The sequence below is a fragment of the Streptomyces sp. GL_141 genome (assembly GCF_057834385.1).
The window spans coordinates 5,948,488-5,968,507 of the sequence record NZ_CM174402.1 but is presented as its reverse complement, the minus strand read 5'-3'; the positions used below and the strand labels follow the sequence as shown (position 1 = coordinate 5,968,507).

The window sequence follows — 20,020 nt, the reverse complement described above, 5'->3', positions numbered from 1 at the left end:
GGCAGGGGACTTCGCCCCGCAGGGCCCACCCCACCGGCCCACCCCACGCCGCCGGCCCCGCCCCACGCCGCCAGCCCTGCCGGCCCCGCCCCGAGTGGCGGAAGCCACCCCGCGGGCGGATCCTGACAGAACGCGGCGATCCATCGCGAAGGGGTGCCGAGGCGGGCTGCTACACCGCCCCGGCACCCCTTCGTCGTCACCGCACGGACGACTAGGCCCGAGTCCGCTCCGCGGACCCCGCGGACCCCGCCCCGACCCGCTCGGGCCGCCGCGGCCGCGGCACGGCCACCCCGGCCGGCACGGCATCGCCCCGGGGACCCGACAGCACGTAGACGAGCCCGAAACCGGCACCGACGACGACCGCGCCGCCGACCGCGTCGAGCACCCAGTGGTTGGCGGTCGCGACGATCGCGCAGACCGTGATCGTCGGGTGCAGCGCGCCCAGCAGCTTCTGCCAGCCCTTCGGCGCGATGGTGACGATCACGATCCCGCACCACAGCGACCAGCCGAAGTGCAGCGAGGGCATCGCCGCGTACTGGTTGGAGATCGCCGTCATGGCCCCGTAGCTCGGGTTCGCCAGGTCCTGCACCCCGTGCACCGTGTCGACGTAGCCCATGCCGGGCATCAGCCGCGGCGGCGCGAGCGGATACAGCCAGAAGCCTATGAGCGCCAGCACGGTGGCCAGGCCGAGCGAGGCCCGCGCCCACCGGTAGTCCTTGGGGCGGCGCCAGTACAGGACGGCGAGGATCGCCAGCGGGACCACGAAGTGGAAGGAGGTGTAGTAGAAGTTGAAGAACGCCTCCAGCCAGGGCGTGTTCACCACCGCGTGGTTCACGGCGTGCTCGATGTCGATGCCGAGCGCCTTCTCGATCCCGTGGATCTGGCTGCCGTTGCCCTCCGCGAGGGTGCGGCTGGTGGGTGCGGCGGCCCGGATGTGCGAGTAGAGCGAGTACCCGACCCGTATCAGGAGCAGTTCCAGCAACAGGTTCGGACGCGACAGCACGCGCCGCCAGAACGGCAGCAGCGGCACCCGCGCCCACCGCGCGGGCGCGGGACGCCCGTAGGCGGTGGGGACCGGCTCGCGCCAGTACGGGGAGGAGCGCGGCAGGAACGGTACCGCGCACGCCGCCGCGAGGGCCGCGAGCAGCAGCACGTTGTCCCGTACGGGGGCCAGCGCGACCAGGTTGGGCAGCAGCACGTCGCTCGGCAGGGTCATGGCGAGGACCACCGCCACCGGCCACACCGGCCGGTCCGCGGCCCGCTTGCCGACCTTGCCCGCGACCGCGAGCAGCACCCACAGCAGCTGGTGGCGCCAGCCCGTCGGGGACACGGCGACGGCCACGCAGCCGGTGATCGCGACGGCGAGCAGCAGCTGGCCGTCACGGGCGTAGCGGGCGGCGCGGCGCAGGCCGATCCAAACGATCGGGGCCGCGAGGGCGGCGTAGAGCAGCACCTCGCCGGGGCCGGAGAGGCCCAGGCGCAGCAGGGCGCCGTGCACGGACTGGTTGGCGAGCCCGTCGGGTGCGCCGCCGAGGCCGGTGCCGGCCAGGTGCTGGACCCAGTACGTCCACGAGTCGCTGGGCAGGGCCGCCCAGGACAGGGCGGTGGCGCCGGTGAAGGTCACGGCGGCGGAGCGCGCGGTGGCCCTGCGTCCGGACAGCCACAGCAGCGGTGCGAAGAGCAGCAGCGCGGGCTGGAGGGCTGCGGCCAGGCCGATCAGGAACCCGGACGGGCGCTCGCTCGGGACCCGGAACACGGCGAGGAGCACCAGCAGCACCGGCAGTACGGCGGTCTGCCCCGGCAGCGCGGCTTCGCGGACGGGCAGCGAGACCATCATCAGCGCGACCAGCACGGGCGCGGCGAGCAGCGCGGTGCGCCGCGGCACCGGGTCGGGCAGGGCGCGCGCGGCGACCAGCCCGACGGCGGCGACGAGCAGCAGGGTCACGCAGGTCCAGGCCACCTCCAGGGAGGGTGCGGCGAGGCCCAGGAGCGGCTTGAGGACCAGCCCCGCGAAGGGGGTCCCGGTGAACTGGCCGTTCGTGTAGAGCGAGCCCGGCAGACTGCCCGGGAGGTGGAAGCCGCTGAGCCACTCGCCCGGTGGCACGCGCAGCACGACCGTGGCCTGCCTGACGGCGAGCAGCAGGGCCAGCGCCCACAGCATGAGGCGTGCCGCCCCGAGTCTGCTTCCGCCGCTACCGCCTATGACCCCGGCATGTCCGTTCGCACCACTGTGCTCCGCCGCGTTAGCCACGCCTCGCCGGCCTCCCGCCCTGTTGACTGCAACCCTGACTTCGCCTGGCTGCCGCGTTTCGTACTGCGTTTCATACCGCGCGCTTCATTTACCCGGACGACGATATCCCCCGCGCGATACCTAGGATGGCGGGCATGAGCATCGTGAAGATCAACGCCCTCACCGTCCCGGACGCGCAGCGAGAGGTTCTGGAGCAGCGGTTCGCCTCCCGTGCGGGCTCCGTGGAGAGCTCGGACGGCTTCGAATGGTTCGAGCTGCTGCGGCCCGTCGAGGGCACGGACCAGTATCTCGTGTACACGCGGTGGCGTTCCGAGGCGGACTTCCAGGCGTGGATGGAGGGGCCCATGAAGGCGGCCCACCAGGGTGGCGCTCCGGCGGGCGGTCCGGCCGGTGGTCCGGCGGGCGGCGAAGGCGGCGCGGAGCGGCCGAAGCCCGCTGCCACGGGCTCGTCGGTGTGGTCGTTCGAGGTCGTGCAGCAGGCTGCGCCGAAGCAGGGCTGAGCGTCGGAAGGGCCCGGAGCCGCGGCTCCGGGCCCTTCTCACATGCCTCACATGGCTCTGATGCCTCTTGCCGCCCCTGCGGGCCACTCAGCCACCGAGGCCCCTCGGGCGCGCCTCGGGCCTCACGCCCAGAAGGTGTCGCTCTCCTCGATGTCCTCGGTGCAGACGTCGAGGTCGCTGATCTTTCCGGCGACGATCGTGAAGAAGATTCCCTCGTGGATCTCGATCCCGCGGTCGCCCCGGTCGGCGCGCGCTGTGTGGAAACTCATGACGTGGCCGCGGCCGTCGGCGAGCACTTTGTCCAGATGGACGTTGAATGTTCCGTTCGTCTCCTCGCCGAGCCGGCGGTAGAGATCGAAGACGGCTTCCCGCCCCTTGTGGTGGCCCGAGAGGGGGCCGCTGCCGGGCATGTGCTGGATGACGTCGGCCGTCATCATCGTGCTCAGCTTCTCCATGTCACCCTGGCCGAAAGCCTCGTAGCCGCGGCGGATCAGGGCACAGTCAGGATGCTCCGACATGACGGTCACGCCCTTCGTGGGTACGGTTTGCCACTTTTCCTATCATCGGCCCGGTCCTGTGGATATTCCAACGCGGGCAGCGGGGAGCCGCTCCACAATGACGTCATGACCAGCAGAGAGACGCTCCCCACCCCGACCCCGGCCCCGGCCCCGGCCGGGATCTGGCGGGTCGCCGCCGAACCGTTCACCACGCCGGACGCCACGCTGCTGCGCCGCGCGTACTACGCGGAGGTCGCCGGCCGGTACTGGCGGCGGTCCGTGACCGAGGCCGAGATCGACCAGGGGCTCCTGGACTTCCCGGACGACGAGCTCACGGGGCGGACGGGCCGCTTCGTGGTCGGCAGGCTCGACGGCCGTCCCCTCGCGTGCGGGGGGATACGCCTGCTGGACCCCGTCACCGCCGAGCTCACCCGGGTGTACGTGGACCCGCGCGCCCGCGGTACGGGCGGCGGGGCGGCCCTGCTCCGGGTCCTGGAGGACGCGGGCCGCGAGCTGGGCGCCGAGCGGGTCCGGCTGGACACCCGGTCCGACCTGGTGGAGGCCCGCGCGTTGTACGCGCGCCACGGGTACGCCGAGATACCCGCGTACAGCTCCGGTCCTTACGCCGAGCACTGGTTCGAGAAGCGCCTGGCCTGACCGTTCACCGGGCGGGGCCGCCCACCCGGCGGAGCCGTCCACCTCACGGGGGGGGCGCTCACCTCGCGCGGGTGGGGGGCGCTCACCTCGCTGAATGGTCCCGGCGGGGCAGGGTCTCGTAGGGCTCCTCGTCGACGGAACCGCAGAGCTCCGAGTTGATCTCCGCGACCAGCTCGGACAGGTCGGTCGGCCGGTCCGCGGTCCACCAGTCACCGAGCAGCTCGGCGAGCGACTCCTCCCGTGCGGCGGACAGCTTCAGCGCGCTCTGACGCCCCTTCTCCGTCAGGACCAGCGGCAGCCCCTCGCGGACGGCCAGCCCCCGCTCCTCGATCTGGCGGCCCGCGTCCGTGATGGCCCGCAGCGGCACCATGGTCTTCTCCGCCAGCACGGCCGGGTCGACGGTTCCGTACTTGTTGATCCGCAGCAGCATCCAGCTGGCGGCGGGCAGCAGGTCGTAGCCGGCCTTCGCGGTGATCTTCTCGTAGACGTGCTTGCGGCCCTGGAGGGTCCCGAGCACCGTCAGGGCGCGGGCGACCTCCTCCCGCGAGGAGCGCTGGACGGGGTTGGAGGCGAGGGTCTCGGTGACATCGGGCGCCGTCACCGAACCGCGCAGCTTGTCCTCCTTCAGGAACCAGGCCACGACGAAGGCCACGAGCACCACGGGCGCCGCGTAGAGGAACACGTCGGTGATGGAGGTGGCGTAGGCGTCGAGCACGCGCGGCCGCAGCGCGGCGGGGAGGGCGCCGATGGCGCGCGGGTCGGCCTCCAGCTTGCTCGTGTCCAGCCCCGGCGGCAGCGGGATCCCCTTGAGCGCACCGGCCAGCTTGTCGTCGAGCCGGTTGGTGAAGATCGTGCCGAAGATGGCGACGCCGAAGGAGGCGCCGATGGAGCGGAAGAAGGTGGCACCCGAGGTGGCGACACCGAGGTCGGCGTAGCTGACCGAGTTCTGCACCACGAGGACGAGCACCTGCATGACCAGTCCGAGGCCGGCGCCGAAGACGAAGAAGTAGACGCTCATCTCCCAGGTGGAGCTGGTGCGCTCCAGCTGGTGCAGGAGCAGCAGCCCGACCGCGGTCAGTGCCGTGCCCGCGATCGGGAAGACCTTCCAGCGCCCGGTACGGCTGACGATCTGGCCGGACACGGTGGAGGTGATCAGAAGCCCGAGCACCATCGGCAGCATGTGGACGCCCGACATGGTCGGGGAGACGCCCTGGACCACCTGGAGGAAGGTCGGCAGGTAGACCATCGCGCCGAACATCGCGAAACCGACGATGAAGCTGATCAGCGAGCAGAGGGTGAAGGTCCGGATCCGGAACAGCTTGAGCGGGAGCACCGGTTCCACGGCCCGCTGCTCGACGATGACGAAGGCGATCAGCAGGACGAGGCCGAGCACCGCGAGCCCGATGATCTCCGGGGAGCTCCAGCCCCAGGTGCCGCCGAGCGAGGCCACGAGCACCAGGCAGGTCGCGACGGAGGCGATGAGGAAGGTGCCGAGGTAGTCGATCGTGTGCTTCTCGGTGCGCACCGGGATCTTCAGGGCCGCGGCGATGACGACGAGGGCGACGAGACCGATGGGGAGGTTGATGTAGAAGACCCAGCGCCACGACAGGTGGTCCACGAACAGTCCGCCCAGCAGCGGCCCCAGCACGCTGGTGGCTCCGAAGACCGCGCCGAAGAGTCCCTGGTACTTGCCGCGTTCGCGCGGCGGGACGATGTCTCCGACGATCGCCATCGACAGCACCATCAGCCCGCCGCCGCCCAGTCCCTGCAGCGCGCGGAAGCCGATGAGCTGCGGCATGTTCTGTGCCAGGCCGCACAGGGCGGACCCGATCAGGAAGATCACGATGGCCGACTGGAAGAGCTTCTTGCGACCGTACTGGTCCCCGAGCTTGCCCCACAGCGGCGTGGCGGCCGTCGAAGCGAGCATGTAGGCCGTGACCACCCACGACAGGTGGGACATCCCGCCGAGATCGCTGACGATCGTCGGCAGGGCCGTCGACACGATCGTCTGGTCGAGCGAAGAGATGAGCAGCCCCAGCAGCAGCGCACCGATGGAGACGAGCACCTCACGTGAGGCGTGTTCGGCGCTGGGGCCGGCTGTCCGCTTGCGCGGGTCGGGCTCCGTGGTCACGTCCTGCACCATCGGCTCCTCCTCGGGCCTGATCGACTCCTCCATCCTGAGCGGTGTGTCCCGTTATGGCCTCTCGGGCGGGTTGGGCGGGTTACCGGGGGTCTGCATAATCGCTGGCAACAGCCAGGGGAGGGATTCGAGTGAGCACCGAGCACTGTCCGGAATGCGGCACGGCGGAAGGAGCCTGCGACTGCGCACCAGGCTTCCAGCCCCTGCGCGTCCGCCCCTACGTAACCCTCCCCAACCCACCCACCCCGACACCCCCACCCCACCCCGACCCGACGACCACCCCGCCCCACCACCCCGGCCCCACCACGGCACACCTACCAGGCCGGGCAGGCACCACGGCACACCCCGGCCCGACGGCCACCCCGCCACACCACCCCGCCCCCACCACGGCACACGTCCCCGGCCGGACAGGCACCACAGCGCCCCCGATCCCGCCGGCCCCCACGGCACACCCCGACCCGGCGGGCGCGACGCCACCGCACGCAGGCCGCCGGGACACCACCCCGCCGCCTGGCCCTGCGAGCACCGCGCCGCACCCCAACCCGGCCACCACACCGCCGCACCCCGGCCGCCCGGACACCATGCCGCCGCACCCCGACCGGATAGGCGCACCGTCCGCATACCCCGGCCCGGCGAGCACCGCGCCGCGCCCCAACCCGGCCACGACACCGCCGTACCCCGGCTGGACGGGCGCCACGTCCGCGCACCCCGGCCCGGCCGGCGCCCCGTCGGCGCACACCAACCCGACTGGCACCGCTGCGGACTCGACCTGGTCAGCCGGCCTGCCACCACACACCCACCCGGCAAACACCCCGCTGCCCCCCACCAACCCGGCGGGCGCCCCTGCGCACCCTGGCTCCCCGCATCCCACACCGCACCCGAGCCAAGCGGCCGGCCACCAGCCCTACCCTGGCCCAGCGGGCACCCCGCCGCCGCACCCCGGCCCGCCGAGCAGCAGCGCCGCGAACCCCGGCCCTGCGGGCACCGCCGCACCCCCCACCAACCCGGCCGGCGCCCCTGCGCACCCCGCCTCCCCACACCCCACGACACACCCGGGCCAAACGGCCGGCCACCAGCCCTACCCCGGCCCAGCGGGCACCCCGCCGCCGCACCCCGGCCCGACCGACGCCACTGCGCGGCTCGGGTCCCCCGGTTCCGCTCCGCACCAGGGCCGGGCGCCCGGCCTGCCGCCGCACCCCGACCAGGTGGACACCACTGCGCCCCCCAGCAGCCCGGCGGGCGGCGGCGCTTCCGCACGCCTCGGCCCGGCGGACGCCCAGTCGGCGCACACCAGCCGCCCGGACACCGCTGCGCACCAGGGCCGGGGCCAGGGCCAGGCAGCCGACTTGCCGCCCTACCCGGGCCCGGCAGGCACGGCTGCGCACTCCGGCTCGCCCCACCCGGAGCCCGTGGGCACCGCCGCGCACTCCGACCCGACGGCCGTCCTCCCTGCCTACCCCGGCCCGGCGGATACCGCGTCACCGCACTCACCCCCCACCAGCCCCACCAACCCGACCCGCACCGCGCCGCTGCCGCCCGGGGCCGAGACTCCCGCGTACGGGACTCCCGTAGCGTCCCTGCCTGAAGAAACGATGCAGCTGCGCCCGGTCCCGCCGTCCGACCCGTACGACCCGTACGCGACGCCCGGGGCCTTCGGCTCGTACGGGTCACCCGCGCCCCACCCCGAGGGCACGGGCGGCCCTGCTTACGGGGCACACGGCATGGGCGACGCGGGCGGCGGACCGGACGGCGCGTACGAACCCAGCCCCCCGCGGCGCCGCATACGCACGCTCGCCCTCATCGCGGCCGCCGCCGTCGTGCTGATCGGCGGGGCCGCCCTCGCCCTGCGGGCCATCTCGGGATCCGCCTCGCCGGAGACCACCCTCGCCGACGCGAAGCCCTCCTCCGCCTTGACCAGCCTCACCCAGGTCGCCCCGTCGCAGCCCGCCGCGAGCACCGGCCCGACCCCGTCGCCGTCCCCCACCCCCAGCCCTTCCCGGTCCGCCTCCGCTTCCGCTTCCGCGTCCCCCTCGCCCTCCCCCACCCCGAGCCGTTCGTCGACGCCCTCGGCCGCCCCGTCCCCCACTCCGAGCCGCTCCTCCCCTCCGACCTCGCGGCCCCCCACGCAGGCACCGACCCTCCGGTACGGGGATTCGGGCCCGGAGGTGGAGAAGCTCCAGCGCCTGCTGGCAGCGCAGGGCATCTACCGCGGAAAGTACGACGGGCGGTACGGCACCCGTACGGAATCGGCGGTCTCCACGTTCCAGGCGTACAACGGCATCGACGAGGACCCTTGGGGCGTCTACGGTCCGGCGACCCGTCGCGCCTTGGAGGGATAGAACACACCGCATGCGGTGGCGAGCACCCCTCCGAGTTTTGTATTGTTCAGGAACAAAGTGGTTCCGTCCTCACTCCCTGACCGGTGGACGGAACCACTTGTTCTCTTTTCCCGTCCCGTCTGGAGCCCCTCCGATGCCGGCCAGCACCACCACCGCCACCGCCGTCCTGACCGCCAAGGCCCTGCTCCTGGACATGGACGGCACCATCGTCAACTCGGACGCGGTGGTCGAGCGCTGCTGGCACGACTGGGCCGTCGCCCACGGCCTGGACCCGGAGGAAGCCCTCAAGGTGGTCCACGGCCGCCAGGGCTACGCCACGATGGCGATCCTCCTCCCGGACCGCCCGATGGCGGAGAACCTCGCCGAGAACGCGGTGATGCTCGCCCGCGAGACCGCCGACACCGAAGGCGTGGTCCCGATCGGCGGCGCTCCCGCCTTCATGGCCGCCCTCAGCACCCTCCCGCACGCCCTGGTCACCTCCGCCGACGCGGCCCTGGCCACGGCCCGGATGACGGCCGCCGCCCTGCCCATGCCCGAGGTCCGGGTCACCGCCGAGTCCGTACAGGCCAGCAAGCCCGACCCGGAGGGCTTCCTGATGGGCGCCGCCGCCCTCGGCGTGGACCCGGCCGACTGCATCGTCTTCGAGGACTCCGCCGCCGGCATCGCCGCAGGCCAGGCCGCGGGCATGCGGGTCATCGGCGTCGGCCCCCGCGCCGCCGCGCACGGCCCCACCGCCCACGTCCTCGACCTCACCGCCGTCGCCGTCACCACCTCCCCCGACGGCGCCATCACCCTCACCCTCCAGACCCCCTGACCGAGACCACGGCCCACCCGGTCACCCGGCCACACCCGGCCGGACGGCCCGCTCCGGCCAACCCGACAGGCACCCCACCCCGGGGCCAACCCGCCGGACGGCCGGACCGGCCGACAGGACAGACGGCTCGCCCGGCAGGCGACTCACCCTCGACAGGACCGCCCCGCGGCGGCCGTGCCCCCGGCGTCCGGACCGGGGTAGCCCAGCCCCGGCCCGGCGGCCGTGCCCCCGGCGTCCGGACCGGGGTAGCCCAGCCCCGGCGGCCCGACCCTGCCCCCAGATCGGGTAGCCAGCCACTCCAGACGGGCCACCACCCCCAGGGCGCCAGAGCCAAGCAACCCACCCCGGACAGCCGAGCCCCCGCTGCCGACTCGCCCACCTCCCCGACAGCCCAGACTTCGGCGGCCGGACACACAGCAGGCGACGACGCGCCAGGGCAGGCCAGCCCCACCCGGCACCCCCGGGCCCCCCACCGCCCAAGCCCCGCCCCGCCCTTCGGGTCCCACCGGACAGCCGAGCCCCGACTACCGGACCCGCCCACCTCCCCCGGCAGGCCAGACCTCGACGTCCGGACACACACCAGGCGACGACGCGCCAGCGCGGGCCGGCCCCACCCGGCACCCCCCGGCTCGCCCACCAGCCAAGCCCCGCCCCGCCCTTCGGGCCCCCATAGGCAGACCGGCCCCACCCGCCGGACCAACCCCCGCCCCGCCCTTCGGGCCCACCCCGGAGCCAGGTCGGATCCACCAGGCCCGAGCAGCCAGACTTGCCCGGCCCGGCCAGGCCAGGCCCAGGCCAGCCGAGCCCTCGACGGCCGGACGCACACCGAACCAAGCGACCTACCGCCTACCCGAGCAGGCCGAACCCACCCGGCGCACCGGGCCAACCGCCCGGCCAGGCCCCGTCATCCGAGCCCCACCCTGCCCCGCGGCCGCACGCCCACCCCCATCAGGCACGCCCGACCGGCCAAGCCGAACCCAACCGCTCGGCCCAGACGCAGACTCACCTCAGGCCCAGCCCCAGACGCAGCCCCAGCCCCAGCCCCAGCCCCAGCCCCAGCCCCACCCTCACGCGACGCAGAACTCGTTCCCCTCGGGGTCCCGCATCACCACCGCGTAGTGCGTCTCCAACTCGTCCAGCACGCGCAGCACACTCGCCCCCGCGCCGGTGAGCCGTTCCACCGTCTCGTCGACCCGCCGCGTCCGGAGCTCCATCGGAACGCCGCGCCCACCGCTGACCTTCAGATCCAGGTGCACCCGGTTCTTCCCGGCCTTGGGCTCCGGAACCTGCTGGAACCACACCCGGGGCCCCCGCCCGGACGGATCCACGATCGACTCCGGCACGTCCCCCACCCCCTCGGGCAGCTCCTCCGCGGGCACCCCCATGCCCTCCCAGTACGCGCGCCAGGTCGCGTGCCCGTCCGGCGCCGGCTCCGGCACATAACCGAGCGCTTCCGTCCAGAAGGTCACCATCACCCGCGGATCGGCGCAGTCGATCGTCAGTTGCAACGTGGTCTCCATGCCCTCAGCCTCGCAGCCGCCCCTGACAACGGCGGGTACGGTCGATCGTGGCGTGCCGGATCACCGGAACGCGCAGGCCGAGAGCGCGACCACGGGGGAAATGTCATGACCGAACTGATCGTCCTCTTCAGCCTGATGGGGCTCGCGGGGCTGTACCTCATCGTCAAGGTGATGCGCCGGGAAGCGCGCCGCCGTTCGGTGGCGGCGGCGGAGGGACTGCAGATCGAGCTGGAGCGCACGGAGCAGCTGCGCAAGGACCGGACCACTTACCACTCCAACTCGGTCCACAACAACCCCTTCACCACCGGACTCTGATTCCAGCTCACGGCGCCGCCCCCGGAACGACCGGGTGCGGCGCCGTCGCCATGCCCACCGCCGGCACCGCCACTACCACCACCGCCGGAGCGGCCGCCCCAGGGCCCGAACCGGGCCCGGGACATTAGCCCCACCCCCGCCCAACCCACCCCGGATCCTCAACTCCCCCCACCCCAGAGCCCGTCACCAACCTCGCCATGACATGCTCATGCCTTCAGACTGTCACCTCGCGCCCATCCCCACGAAACCCGGCGCGACCAGCATGGCCACGCCCCACCGTGCGCCCACCACCCACCGAACCACGCACCGACCCCGCACACGCCCACCCCCTGCCCCCACCCAGGAGCCCTCATGTCCTCCACCTCCTCCAGCACTTCCACGACCTCTGTCTACGCGCGTCGACTCGGCACGCTCGCCTCCATACTCGCGGCAGCCTCCCTGGCCGCCCTCCTCACCGCCCCCACCGCCGCCGCCTCCCCTCCCACCCCCATCAGCGCCGCGGCCGCCCGCTCCTACCTCGCCACCGTCACCCCGAAGACCGAAGGCTCCACCAGCGGTTACAGCCGCGACCTCTTCCCCCACTGGAGCACCGTCTCCGGCACCTGCAACACCCGCGAGACCGTCCTCAAGCGCGACGGTTCGGGCGTGGTCCAGGACTCCGCCTGCACGGCCGTCAGCGGCAGCTGGTACTCCGAGTACGACGGCGCCACCTGGACGGCCGCCTCCGACATCGACATCGACCACATGGTCCCCCTCGCCGAGGCCTGGCGTTCCGGTGCCAACTCCTGGACCACCGCCAAGCGCCAGCAGTTCGCCAACGACCTCACCCGCCCCCAGCTCATCGCGGTCACCGACAACGTGAACCAGGCCAAGGGCGACCTCGACCCCGGCAAGTGGCTGCCGCCGCGCACCGCCTACCGCTGCACCTACGCGCGCATGTGGGTCGGGGTCAAGCAGTACTGGGCCCTGAGCATGGACTCGACGGAGAAGACGGCCCTGGTCAACATCCTCAACGCCTGCTGACACCCCCATCACCCCCACGCACGCCCACACACCCCCACGCGCGCCTCCGTAGCCCCACGCACACCACCCACCCCACCCCTGGCCAAGGATCTTTCCCCCGCCAGGGGGAGGTGGACCACCCCCTCCCCGTCGTACCGTGATCGAACGGCAAGGCCGGATGAAGGAGGGGGAGTTGCATGGGGGCATTGCGCCTGGGACCGCTGCTGCGCCACGTCGACTGGGACGCGGGCGACTCCGCCACGCTGTGGATCGAGGCGGACCGCCCGTGCACCGCCGAGGTGCGGTGTGCCGACGGTGCCGGCGGGAGCGTCCACACCTTCCAGATAGCCGGCCACCACTACGCCCTGATCACCGTCACCGGCCTCACCCCGGACTCCACCACGGCCTACGAGGTCCTCCTCGACGGCCTCCGCGTCTGGCCGCTGCCCGACAGCCCGTTCCCCGCGAGCACCATCACCACCCCGCCCGCGGGACGCCCCGGCTCCGCCACCGCTCCCGACCTGCGCCTGACCTTCGGCTCCTGCCGCCAGGCCGCCCCGCCGGCCGACCGGCGCGGACCGCACGGCCCCGACGCGCTCGACACCCTCGCCGCCGATCTGGCCGCCGACCCGGAGGCGGTGCGGCCCGACGTCCTGCTCCTCCTCGGCGACCAGGTGTACGCGGACCAGCTCTCCCGCTCCACCCGCCAGTGGCTGGCGGCCCGGCGGGACCTCCGCGAGGCCCCCGGCGCCCAGGTCGCGGACTTCGAGGAGTACACCCGCCTCTACTACGAGTCCTGGCTCGATCCGGAGATCCGCTGGCTGCTCTCCACGGTCCCGAGCCTGCACATGTTCGACGACCACGACGTCATAGACGACTGGAACACCAGCGCCGCGTGGCTGGCGGAGATGCGCGCCACCCCGTGGTGGCAGGAGCGGGTGGTCAGCGGCCTCATGTCGTACTGGGTGTACCAGCACCTCGGCAATCTCTCCTCCGCCGAACTGGCGGCCGACCCCGTGTTCGAGGCGGTCCGGGCGACCCCCGACGGCACCGACGCGCTACGGGCCTTCGCCACCTCGGCGGACGCCGACCCGGCCACGGTGCGCTGGAGCTACCGCCGCGACTTCGGCCGGTCCCGGCTGCTGATGGTGGACACCCGGGCCGCCCGGGTGCTCGCCGAGGAGGGGCGCGCCATGCTCGACCCGGCGGAGCAGCAGTGGCTCCGCGAGAACGCCCTGGCCGGACACGGGGGCTACGACCACCTCCTCATCGGCTCGTCACTGCCCTGGCTGATGCCGCCGCTCGTGCACGACGCGGAGGTGTGGAACGCCGCGCTGTGCCGCGGGGAGCGGGGCCCGAGGTGGGCCCGGATCGGGGAGGACCTGCGCCGGCGGAGCGATCTGGAGCACTGGGCGGCGTTCCCGGCCTCGTTCGCGGCGCTGAGCGACCTGATCGAGGAGGTGGGCACGGGCCCCCGGGCACCGGCCACGGTGTGCGTGCTCTCGGGAGACGTGCACCACGCGTATGTGGCCGAGCCCCGAATACCCAGCACGGCGCAGGTGTTCCAGCTGACGTGCTCCCCGGTCCACAACTCCATCCACACGGCAGTGAAATGGGGCTTCCGGCTGGGCTGGTCGCGGCTCGGCCGGTGGCTGGGCCGGGGCTTCTCCCGGCACGGCCGGACGGGCCGGCCTCCGCTGAGCTGGCGGCGTACGGGCGGCCCGTTCTTCGGCAACCAGCTCATGACGCTCGCACTGTCGGGGCGCTCGGCGCGGCTGCGCCTGGACCAGGCCCGCAAGGGGCCCCGCCTGGTGACGGTCCTGGACCGCGACCTCACGCCGCCGCGCTGACGCACGGCGGGGGCGACCCGTCGCGCCGGAGCACCGCCCCGGGCGTCCGGTCCGTGGACACCCGGCGTACGCTGTTCCGCTGTCAGCCGCCCCTGCCGCTCCCCGCGACGTCGCGGCGCCTCACGCCGAGGCACGTCAACCGGACTGGGGAGTCCCGTTTTGCTTGAGACTCTGGGCTCGCTGACTTCGAGCCCGTGGATCTACGCCCTCGTGGCGCTGTCCATCCTGCTCGACGTGTTCCTTCCGGTGCTGCCGAGCGGGGTGCTGGTGGTCACCGCCGCGGCTGCCGCAGCGGCGGCGGCCGGGGCAGCGGGACCCGTGCCCGTGCAGCCCCGGGTGCCGGACATCCTGGCGCTGCTGGTGACGGCCGTCACCGCGTCAGTACTGGGTGACATGGCCGCGTACCGGCTGGCCCGCCGGGGCGGGGCCCGTCTCGACCGCGCCATCGCCCGCTCCCGCCGGCTCACCCGAGCCCAGGAGCGCCTCGGCACCGCCCTCGCACGCGGCGGCGGCGCCCTGGTGGTGATCGCCCGCTTCGCCCCGGCCGGCCGCTCGGTGGTCTCCCTCGGCGCGGGCAAGACCCACCGCAAGGTCCGGGAGTTCCTGCCCTGGTCGGTCCTGGCCGCCATCGCCTGGGCCGGCTACAGCATCGCCCTCGGCTACTTCGGCACCCAGTGGCTGGGCGCCACCTGGCTGGGCACCGCGATCTCCCTGCTCGCCCTCTTCGCCGCCGGCTCCCTGGCAGCCTTCGTAGTCCGCCGCCCCACCCCCACCCCGACCACCTGACCCACCCCCACCCCCCACACGTGGCTCCCCTCGCGCTACCCCCAGCCCCCGGCCGACCCGCCCCCACCTCACCGGTTCACCCGCGCCCAGACCCCTCCGGCCCGGCCCCGCCAACCGCACCTCCCTCCAGCCCAGCCCGACCAACCGCGCCTCCCCTCCAGCCCAGCCCGGCCCGGCCCGACCAACCGCACCTCCCCTCCAGCCCAGCCCAGCCCGGCCAACCGCGCCTCCCCTCCAGCCCAGCCCGGCCCGGCCCGGCCCGGCCAGCCGACGCCCCCCCCTGCCCCGCCAGGGCTACCGGGCGGGGGGCCGGACCCGGACCACGCTTCCCCGGGTCAGCCCGCACCAGCTCGCCTCAACTGCCCACAGTCCCTGGCCGGCCCGCGCCCACCCCATCCGGTCCATCCCTCGCTCCCTCGACGCGCCGCCTCGGGGTCCCAGGCGCGGGGGTCGGATCCGATCCCCGCATCCCTGACCGTCTCCCCCCGGCGGATCACTAGCTCAGCCGTCCCCCGCAGCGAGCCTCCGCGGACGCGCGCCCCCGACCATCCCCACGGTCGGCCCCACGCCGATCCCCCGGCCCCCTCGCCCGCACCCGGCACCCGGCACCCGGCACCCGGCACCCGGCACCACCCTCGCCCGCTCGGCCCGCCCGACCCACCCCGCCTCCCCCGGGCGGAGCAGTGGCTCACCCGTTCACCCGGCAGCGATCGCCGCGGCCGCGCCGGGCTCCTAGCGTCCAGAGAACGGTGCGCACCCGAATCCGCGCCGCGCCGTTCCCGGAGCCCGAGGAGTCCTCTCCATGCCCGCCACCCCCCACAGCCCCCGCCGGTACCGCCCCCTCCCCCGTCTGCTGGCCGTCGCCGCAGCGACCGTCGCCTTCGCCGCGGCCGCGCCGCCGACCCTCGCCCAGGCCCAGCCCTCCGGCAGCGTCTCCCCCACCAACGTCGCTCCCGGGGGCCGGGTCAGCCTCAACGTCACCGGCTGCGGCACCCGCACCGGCAAGGCCACCTCCCGCGCCTTCGGCGACGTATGGCTGACCCCCGGCAACGCCGAGGCCACCAACCTCTTCGGCTCCGCCACCACCTCCCGGAACATCAGCGCCGGCTCGCACCCCGTCACCTTCGAGTGCGGCGGCCCCGGCGGCGAGCGCGTCACCGTGGCACTGAACATCACCCCGGGCGCCGCCCGCGGCGGACTCGGCGGCAGCGTCGACTCCATGAGCCCGGGCCAGATCGCCATCGGCGGGGCCCTCGTAGCCGGTGCGCTGGGTGCCGGCGCCTGGATCCTGCGCCGCCGCACGGGCCACGCCTCCTGACCCGACCCGACGCGAGCCGTCCCGCCGCCCCACCCACCGCACACCACCCCCACCCGACCCCACCCGCCGCGAACCCGTACTCCCCTCCCCACGACGGGAGTGGCCGATGGTCCCGCCCCATTCGGGACTTTCCCCACTCCCGCCCGGAGCCCCCTCCCGCAAGGCTGAGTCCACGCACCGCTGCCTCTCAAGGAGCCCGCCATGGACCAGAGCCCGCGCCCCGTGATCGCCGCCGTCGACGGTTCCGCGAACGGCAACCGGGCCCTGGAATGGGCCGTCTCCCAGGCTCTGATGACCGGAGCCCCGCTGCGCATCGTGCACGCCCGCCTCTACATGAACACCATCGGCGCAGCCCTGTCCGGGGCCTTCGCCGAGCCGGGCCTCGACGACGATCCCGTACTGATCCGGGTCCGCGAGGCGCTCGACGGCCGCGCCGGACTCCCCCCGATCGAGTACGCCTCGCACCCCGGCGCCCCCGACCAGGTACTGCCCCGGCTGGGCGAGGACGCCCAGGTGATGGTCCTCGGCTCACGCGGCCGCGGCGGCTTCGCCAGCCTGCTCCTCGGCTCGAACGGCATCGCCTGCGCCGGCCAGGCCGCCTGCCCCGTCGTGATCGTCCCGCGCGCCGAGCCGCCCCTGCACGACCCGTACGGGCAGGTCGTACTCGGCCTCAACAGCGCGGCCCCCGACCCGAGCACCACCTCCTTCGCCTTCCGCGAGGCGTCCCGGCGCGGGGCCCGGCTCCAGGTCGTCGTCGCGCACGCCTGGCCCGGCCGGACCTTCACCGCCGCCGGCGCCATCGCCACGGCCGCGCACGAGGAGACCGCCAACGCCCACGAGGTCGCGGCCCTGGCCGCCGCACACTTGCGCCCGTACGCCGAGCAGTTCCCGGAGGTGGAGCTCGAGCAGCTGTCGGCACCCGGCGACGCGGCCGGCCACCTGGTCGCCGCCTCCCAGGCCGCGGACCTGATCGTCATCGGCCGCCACCGCAAGCGCCCGCTCTCCCCGCGCCTGGGTTCCGTCACCAACGCGGTACTGCTCCACACCGGCTGCCCGGTCGCGGTGGTCCCCCTGGAGGAAAACGCCGTCCCGGCAGCCGCCTGACCACCGGACCGCCCCGCCCCTCACCCACCAGCCGCCCGCCCGGGACCCTCACCCGGCCACGGCCGCTCCCGCCCCCCTGACGTGAAGCCCTTCCAGCAGGTCTCTCGTCGCCTCCGCGACCGCGTCGACGGCGGCGTCGAAGACCTCCTGGTTGTGCGCGGCCGGCGCCCTGAAGCCGGACACCTTCCGCACGTACTGCAGGGCGGCGGCCCGGATCTCCTCCTCGGTCGCCTTCTCCGGAATGGCGGGCGGACGCAACGTCTTGATCGATCGGCACATACCTCCACTATCCCGCCCCACGAACAAGCCGTCACCGCTCCGCGTCCCCCCGCCGCACACAGCCGGGCCTTCCGACTCCCGACGGTCACGGACAACGGCGGCCCACCGTCATGGACGCCGTCACCACCTGCCGGGCCCGGATGTCGGCGGCACCTCACCACCAGGCCCGCTTCCTCTTCCGAACCTCCCGCACCTTGGCCTGAGCGTCCCTGACCTCCCCTTGCGAGGCCCCTCCTCGCGTCCAGCGCCCCTGGTGTTTGGCGCACTGGCCACTTCCGACGATCGCCTTGTTCCGGCACCGACCCCCACGCTTCGGGACCGCACCGCACTTGGGTTGCGTCATCTCGCCCCCTCCTCGCCCACTCGACGTGAGCACCCCTTGCACGGTGCCGGAACCGGCAAGGAGCAGGAAGGGCGCACAGGAACGCGCCGGGAGCTCACCGGGCACTCAGCCGGCCATCAAGAGCAATCACGGCAACCACCCGGCCCACGGTCCGGGCCCCACCTACCCTCGGCACCATGGATGCCATCTGGACGGCTGTGGTCGCTGCCGGCTCGGCCGTCGTAGCCAGCGCGACGACCGGCTGGTTCACCACGGTCGCCGCCAGGACGCAGGCCCGCCTGAACCGTGAAATGCAGGCCTCGCAGCTCCGCCATGCGCAGGTGGAACACAGGTACCAGCAGCGCCGCCAGGCATACGCCGAGTTCGCGAAGGCTGCCGGAGTCCTGCACAGCCGGCTCGGCGACATGGTCTCGTCTGCCGGTGACCCGGACGCATTTCCGCTGCTGCTGGATGAGGCGAGGGCGGACCGGACCCTGCTCCTGAGCACGATGCACGTGGCCTTCCTGGAAGGCCCTCCCGCAGTCGGGGTCGCCGTACAGGAGCTCTACCAGGCGGTGAACGCGTTCTGGAGCGCGACCCGGCGACTGAATGACGCCGTGCGCTCCGGCGACCCTGCCCGGATCGCAGAACACCGGTCCTTGACGGACCAGCGCCGCACAGAAGCGCGGGCCAGCCGCGATGCCTTCGTGGAATCGGCCCGAGCAGCTCTCAACCCCTCGTCCGGCACGGCGCCGTAGGTCCCGACGGCTGGACGAAAAAAGGCCCCCACCGTGAACGGCGGGGACCCTTTCCACTGGTGGGCGCGGACGGTTTCGAACCGCCGACATCTGCTTTGTAAGAGCAGCGCTCTACCCCTGAGCTACGCACCCGTGGATGAGTGGACAGCCTACATGCAGGGCACACCCCCCACGCAAACCCGTTCCTGTGGGGGAGAATGGGCCGGGGCAGGGGAAATGCGGACCGGGTACGGGAGAGGCGACTGTGACGACGGCACCCCGGCGGTGGTTCGGCGGCGGGCGGGACGAGAGTCGGCGGGCGGATGCGCAGGCGGCGAAGGATGCTGCCGCGGCGGCGTTCTACGAGCTGGACACCGCGCAGCGGGATCTGCGGATCTCGATCGAGACGATCGCGGCCGCGGACGGGTCGCCGGAGGCGCGCCGGGCCGGTGAGGGGTTCGCCGCGCTCGGGCAGCGCATCGACCAGGTGAGTCATGTCTACATCGACGCCGTCGACGCACACGATCTCGATCGGGTGGAGTTGGAGGCGTCGGCCGCGACGCGCGCCCGGGACGAGCTGACGCGGGCCAAGGAGGAGCTGGTACGGGTCAAGGGCGAGCTCGACCGGTTCGCGCACGGGCTGCAGCCGCTGCTGGACCGGGCCGAGACCCAGCTGGCCCGGGTGGCGCCCGCACGGGAGCGGGCCAGGGCCGCGCTGCTCGCGGCGAGCACGGCGCTGGACGAGGTGCGCGGCAAGGGGATCCGGGCCGACGACCTGGCCGCCCGGCTGGCCGCGCTCGGGCCGGAACTGACCAAGCTGAACCAGGGCGCCGCGCAGCACGGGGTGCAGGAGACCGTGCAGCGCGCCGACCGGATCCTGCGCGACGCCGAGGCGATACGGGCCGAGGCGGCGCGGCTCCCGGAGCGGGCCGCGGAGATCGACCGGCGGCTGGTGAGCCTGCGGACCCGGGCGCAGGCCCTGCGCAACCGGGCGGACCGGGTGGATCCGGTGCTCAGCGAGCTGCGCCGGCGTTTCAGCGCGGCCTGCTGGCAGGACCTCCAGCAGGTCCCGGAGCAGGCGGTACGGGACGTCGCGCAGGCGGAGGACCGGCTCGCGGAGGCCGGTCGGGCACGCGACCAGCAGCAGTGGGCCGTCGTGGCGGCCCTGGTCGAGGCGGTGCGGACTTCGCTGGACGCCACCGACGAGGCGGTGTCGGCGGCGCAGGACCGGCTGACCCGGCTGGAGGCGGTGGCCCGGGACCCGCAGGCGGAGGTGCAGCGGACCCGGTTCGCGATCCGGGACGCTCAGCGCCTGGCGATGGAGGGCCGTACGGTCCCCGAGGACCGGCACGCCCGCCCGCTCGACGAGGCGGTGGCCCGGGTCGCCCGGGCGCTGTCCGCCCTGGAGGACCGCCACCCCGACTACTGGGCCTTCCTCCAGGAGATGGAGGCCGTACGGTCGTCCGTGCAGCGGGTCGTCACGGACATCCGGACCGAGCGTGGCCACGCCTGAAGGCCGCGCCTGAAAGCCGTGCCTGATTGCCGCGCCTGATTGCCGCGCCTGAGGGGCCCCCGGTCCGGACTTGTCC

The 20,020-nt window shown here is 73.8% G+C and carries 17 protein-coding genes and 1 tRNA gene; 12 read left to right on the top strand and 6 right to left on the bottom strand.

Annotated elements, in window-relative coordinates; translation table 11 throughout:
- Window positions 1-211: 211 nt before the first annotated feature.
- A complete protein-coding gene (locus tag AC3IX6_RS26500; RefSeq protein WP_489365217.1) occupies window positions 212-2,161 on the bottom strand; it encodes a bifunctional glycosyltransferase 87/phosphatase PAP2 family protein in 1,950 nt (649 codons plus the stop codon).
- 224 nt (window positions 2,162-2,385) lie between these two features.
- On the opposite strand from AC3IX6_RS26500, the gene AC3IX6_RS26495 reads away from it, so the two are divergent.
- Window positions 2,386-2,751, top strand: a complete 366-nt coding sequence (locus tag AC3IX6_RS26495) for an antibiotic biosynthesis monooxygenase family protein (protein WP_489365215.1) — start codon at window positions 2,386-2,388, stop codon at window positions 2,749-2,751.
- Between the two features lie 122 nt (window positions 2,752-2,873).
- Here the strand turns inward: AC3IX6_RS26495 and AC3IX6_RS26490 are convergent, their stop codons facing one another.
- The gene (locus tag AC3IX6_RS26490; protein WP_489365213.1) at window positions 2,874-3,269 is read right to left on the bottom strand and encodes a nuclear transport factor 2 family protein; all 396 of its coding nucleotides are present in this window, start codon (window positions 3,267-3,269) and stop codon (window positions 2,874-2,876) included.
- A gap of 105 nt (window positions 3,270-3,374) precedes the next feature.
- Between AC3IX6_RS26490 and AC3IX6_RS26485 the strand changes: the two genes are divergently transcribed.
- Entirely contained in the window at window positions 3,375-3,905 is a 531-nt protein-coding gene (locus tag AC3IX6_RS26485) for a GNAT family N-acetyltransferase (RefSeq protein WP_489365211.1), read from the top strand.
- Window positions 3,906-3,987: 82 nt separating this feature from the next.
- Here AC3IX6_RS26485 and AC3IX6_RS26480 read toward each other — a convergent pair whose 3' ends face one another.
- Window positions 3,988-6,048, bottom strand: coding sequence for an MDR family MFS transporter (locus AC3IX6_RS26480; RefSeq protein ID WP_489365209.1), 2,061 nt, complete (start codon window positions 6,046-6,048; stop codon window positions 3,988-3,990).
- A 1,202-nt stretch (window positions 6,049-7,250) separates the two neighbouring features.
- On the opposite strand from AC3IX6_RS26480, the gene AC3IX6_RS26475 reads away from it, so the two are divergent.
- Together AC3IX6_RS26475 and AC3IX6_RS26470 are read left to right on the top strand one after the other, a co-directional pair.
- Window positions 7,251-8,384 carry a peptidoglycan-binding domain-containing protein gene (locus AC3IX6_RS26475; protein WP_489365207.1) on the top strand — a complete coding sequence of 378 codons (1,134 nt, stop codon included), beginning with the start codon at window positions 7,251-7,253 and terminating at the stop codon, window positions 8,382-8,384.
- A gap of 133 nt (window positions 8,385-8,517) precedes the next feature.
- The gene (locus AC3IX6_RS26470; RefSeq protein WP_489365205.1) at window positions 8,518-9,198 is read left to right on the top strand and encodes an HAD-IA family hydrolase; all 681 of its coding nucleotides are present in this window, start codon (window positions 8,518-8,520) and stop codon (window positions 9,196-9,198) included.
- Between the two features lie 1,067 nt (window positions 9,199-10,265).
- Here the strand turns inward: AC3IX6_RS26470 and AC3IX6_RS26465 are convergent.
- A complete protein-coding gene (locus tag AC3IX6_RS26465) occupies window positions 10,266-10,718 on the bottom strand; it encodes a VOC family protein (RefSeq protein ID WP_489365203.1) in 453 nt (150 codons plus the stop codon).
- A gap of 105 nt (window positions 10,719-10,823) precedes the next feature.
- Between AC3IX6_RS26465 and AC3IX6_RS26460 the strand changes: the two genes are divergently transcribed.
- The 6 genes from AC3IX6_RS26460 to AC3IX6_RS26435 all read left to right on the top strand — a co-directional run bounded on the left by AC3IX6_RS26460 (window position 10,824) and on the right by AC3IX6_RS26435 (window position 17,093).
- Entirely contained in the window at window positions 10,824-11,033 is a 210-nt protein-coding gene (locus tag AC3IX6_RS26460) for a hypothetical protein (RefSeq protein WP_489365201.1), read from the top strand.
- Window positions 11,034-11,384: 351 nt separating this feature from the next.
- Window positions 11,385-12,056, top strand: coding sequence for an HNH endonuclease family protein (locus AC3IX6_RS26455; protein ID WP_489365199.1), 672 nt, complete (start codon window positions 11,385-11,387; stop codon window positions 12,054-12,056).
- 176 nt (window positions 12,057-12,232) lie between these two features.
- Window positions 12,233-13,885 carry an alkaline phosphatase D family protein gene (locus AC3IX6_RS26450; protein WP_489365197.1) on the top strand — a complete coding sequence of 551 codons (1,653 nt, stop codon included), beginning with the start codon at window positions 12,233-12,235 and terminating at the stop codon, window positions 13,883-13,885.
- A gap of 159 nt (window positions 13,886-14,044) precedes the next feature.
- Window positions 14,045-14,671, top strand: a complete 627-nt coding sequence (locus AC3IX6_RS26445) for a DedA family protein (protein WP_489365195.1) — start codon at window positions 14,045-14,047, stop codon at window positions 14,669-14,671.
- Window positions 14,672-15,473: 802 nt separating this feature from the next.
- Complete coding sequence (locus AC3IX6_RS26440; protein ID WP_489365193.1) at window positions 15,474-15,989, top strand: hypothetical protein; 516 nt, start codon at window positions 15,474-15,476, stop codon at window positions 15,987-15,989.
- 201 nt (window positions 15,990-16,190) lie between these two features.
- Window positions 16,191-17,093, top strand: a complete 903-nt coding sequence (locus AC3IX6_RS26435) for a universal stress protein (RefSeq protein WP_489365191.1) — start codon at window positions 16,191-16,193, stop codon at window positions 17,091-17,093.
- A gap of 48 nt (window positions 17,094-17,141) precedes the next feature.
- On the opposite strand, the gene AC3IX6_RS26430 is transcribed toward AC3IX6_RS26435, so the two are convergent.
- Window positions 17,142-17,372, bottom strand: a complete 231-nt coding sequence (locus AC3IX6_RS26430) for a DUF2277 domain-containing protein (protein ID WP_382758723.1) — start codon at window positions 17,370-17,372, stop codon at window positions 17,142-17,144.
- Window positions 17,373-17,891: 519 nt separating this feature from the next.
- On the opposite strand from AC3IX6_RS26430, the gene AC3IX6_RS26425 reads away from it, so the two are divergent.
- A complete protein-coding gene (locus tag AC3IX6_RS26425) occupies window positions 17,892-18,452 on the top strand; it encodes a hypothetical protein (protein WP_489365189.1) in 561 nt (186 codons plus the stop codon).
- Window positions 18,453-18,509: 57 nt separating this feature from the next.
- On the opposite strand, the gene AC3IX6_RS26420 is transcribed toward AC3IX6_RS26425, so the two are convergent.
- Window positions 18,510-18,584, bottom strand: a tRNA-Val gene (locus AC3IX6_RS26420).
- Between the two features lie 112 nt (window positions 18,585-18,696).
- Between AC3IX6_RS26420 and AC3IX6_RS26415 the strand changes: the two genes are divergently transcribed.
- The gene (locus AC3IX6_RS26415; RefSeq protein ID WP_489365187.1) at window positions 18,697-19,944 is read left to right on the top strand and encodes a hypothetical protein; all 1,248 of its coding nucleotides are present in this window, start codon (window positions 18,697-18,699) and stop codon (window positions 19,942-19,944) included.
- Window positions 19,945-20,020 lie beyond the last annotated feature (76 nt).

Coding starts and splice junctions, on each gene's coding strand:
- AC3IX6_RS26500 (WP_489365217.1), bottom strand. CDS start 2,161: ATGCTGTGGGCGCTGGCCCTGCTGCTCGCCGTCAGGCAGGCCACGGTC.
- AC3IX6_RS26495 (WP_489365215.1), top strand. CDS start 2,386: ATGAGCATCGTGAAGATCAACGCCCTCACCGTCCCGGACGCGCAGCGA.
- AC3IX6_RS26490 (WP_489365213.1), bottom strand. CDS start 3,269: ATGTCGGAGCATCCTGACTGTGCCCTGATCCGCCGCGGCTACGAGGCT.
- AC3IX6_RS26485 (WP_489365211.1), top strand. CDS start 3,375: ATGACCAGCAGAGAGACGCTCCCCACCCCGACCCCGGCCCCGGCCCCG.
- AC3IX6_RS26480 (WP_489365209.1), bottom strand. CDS start 6,048: ATGGTGCAGGACGTGACCACGGAGCCCGACCCGCGCAAGCGGACAGCC.
- AC3IX6_RS26470 (WP_489365205.1), top strand. CDS start 8,518: ATGCCGGCCAGCACCACCACCGCCACCGCCGTCCTGACCGCCAAGGCC.
- AC3IX6_RS26465 (WP_489365203.1), bottom strand. CDS start 10,718: ATGGAGACCACGTTGCAACTGACGATCGACTGCGCCGATCCGCGGGTG.
- AC3IX6_RS26460 (WP_489365201.1), top strand. CDS start 10,824: ATGACCGAACTGATCGTCCTCTTCAGCCTGATGGGGCTCGCGGGGCTG.
- AC3IX6_RS26455 (WP_489365199.1), top strand. CDS start 11,385: ATGTCCTCCACCTCCTCCAGCACTTCCACGACCTCTGTCTACGCGCGT.
- AC3IX6_RS26450 (WP_489365197.1), top strand. CDS start 12,233: ATGGGGGCATTGCGCCTGGGACCGCTGCTGCGCCACGTCGACTGGGAC.
- AC3IX6_RS26440 (WP_489365193.1), top strand. CDS start 15,474: ATGCCCGCCACCCCCCACAGCCCCCGCCGGTACCGCCCCCTCCCCCGT.
- AC3IX6_RS26435 (WP_489365191.1), top strand. CDS start 16,191: ATGGACCAGAGCCCGCGCCCCGTGATCGCCGCCGTCGACGGTTCCGCG.
- AC3IX6_RS26430 (WP_382758723.1), bottom strand. CDS start 17,372: ATGTGCCGATCGATCAAGACGTTGCGTCCGCCCGCCATTCCGGAGAAG.
- AC3IX6_RS26425 (WP_489365189.1), top strand. CDS start 17,892: ATGGATGCCATCTGGACGGCTGTGGTCGCTGCCGGCTCGGCCGTCGTA.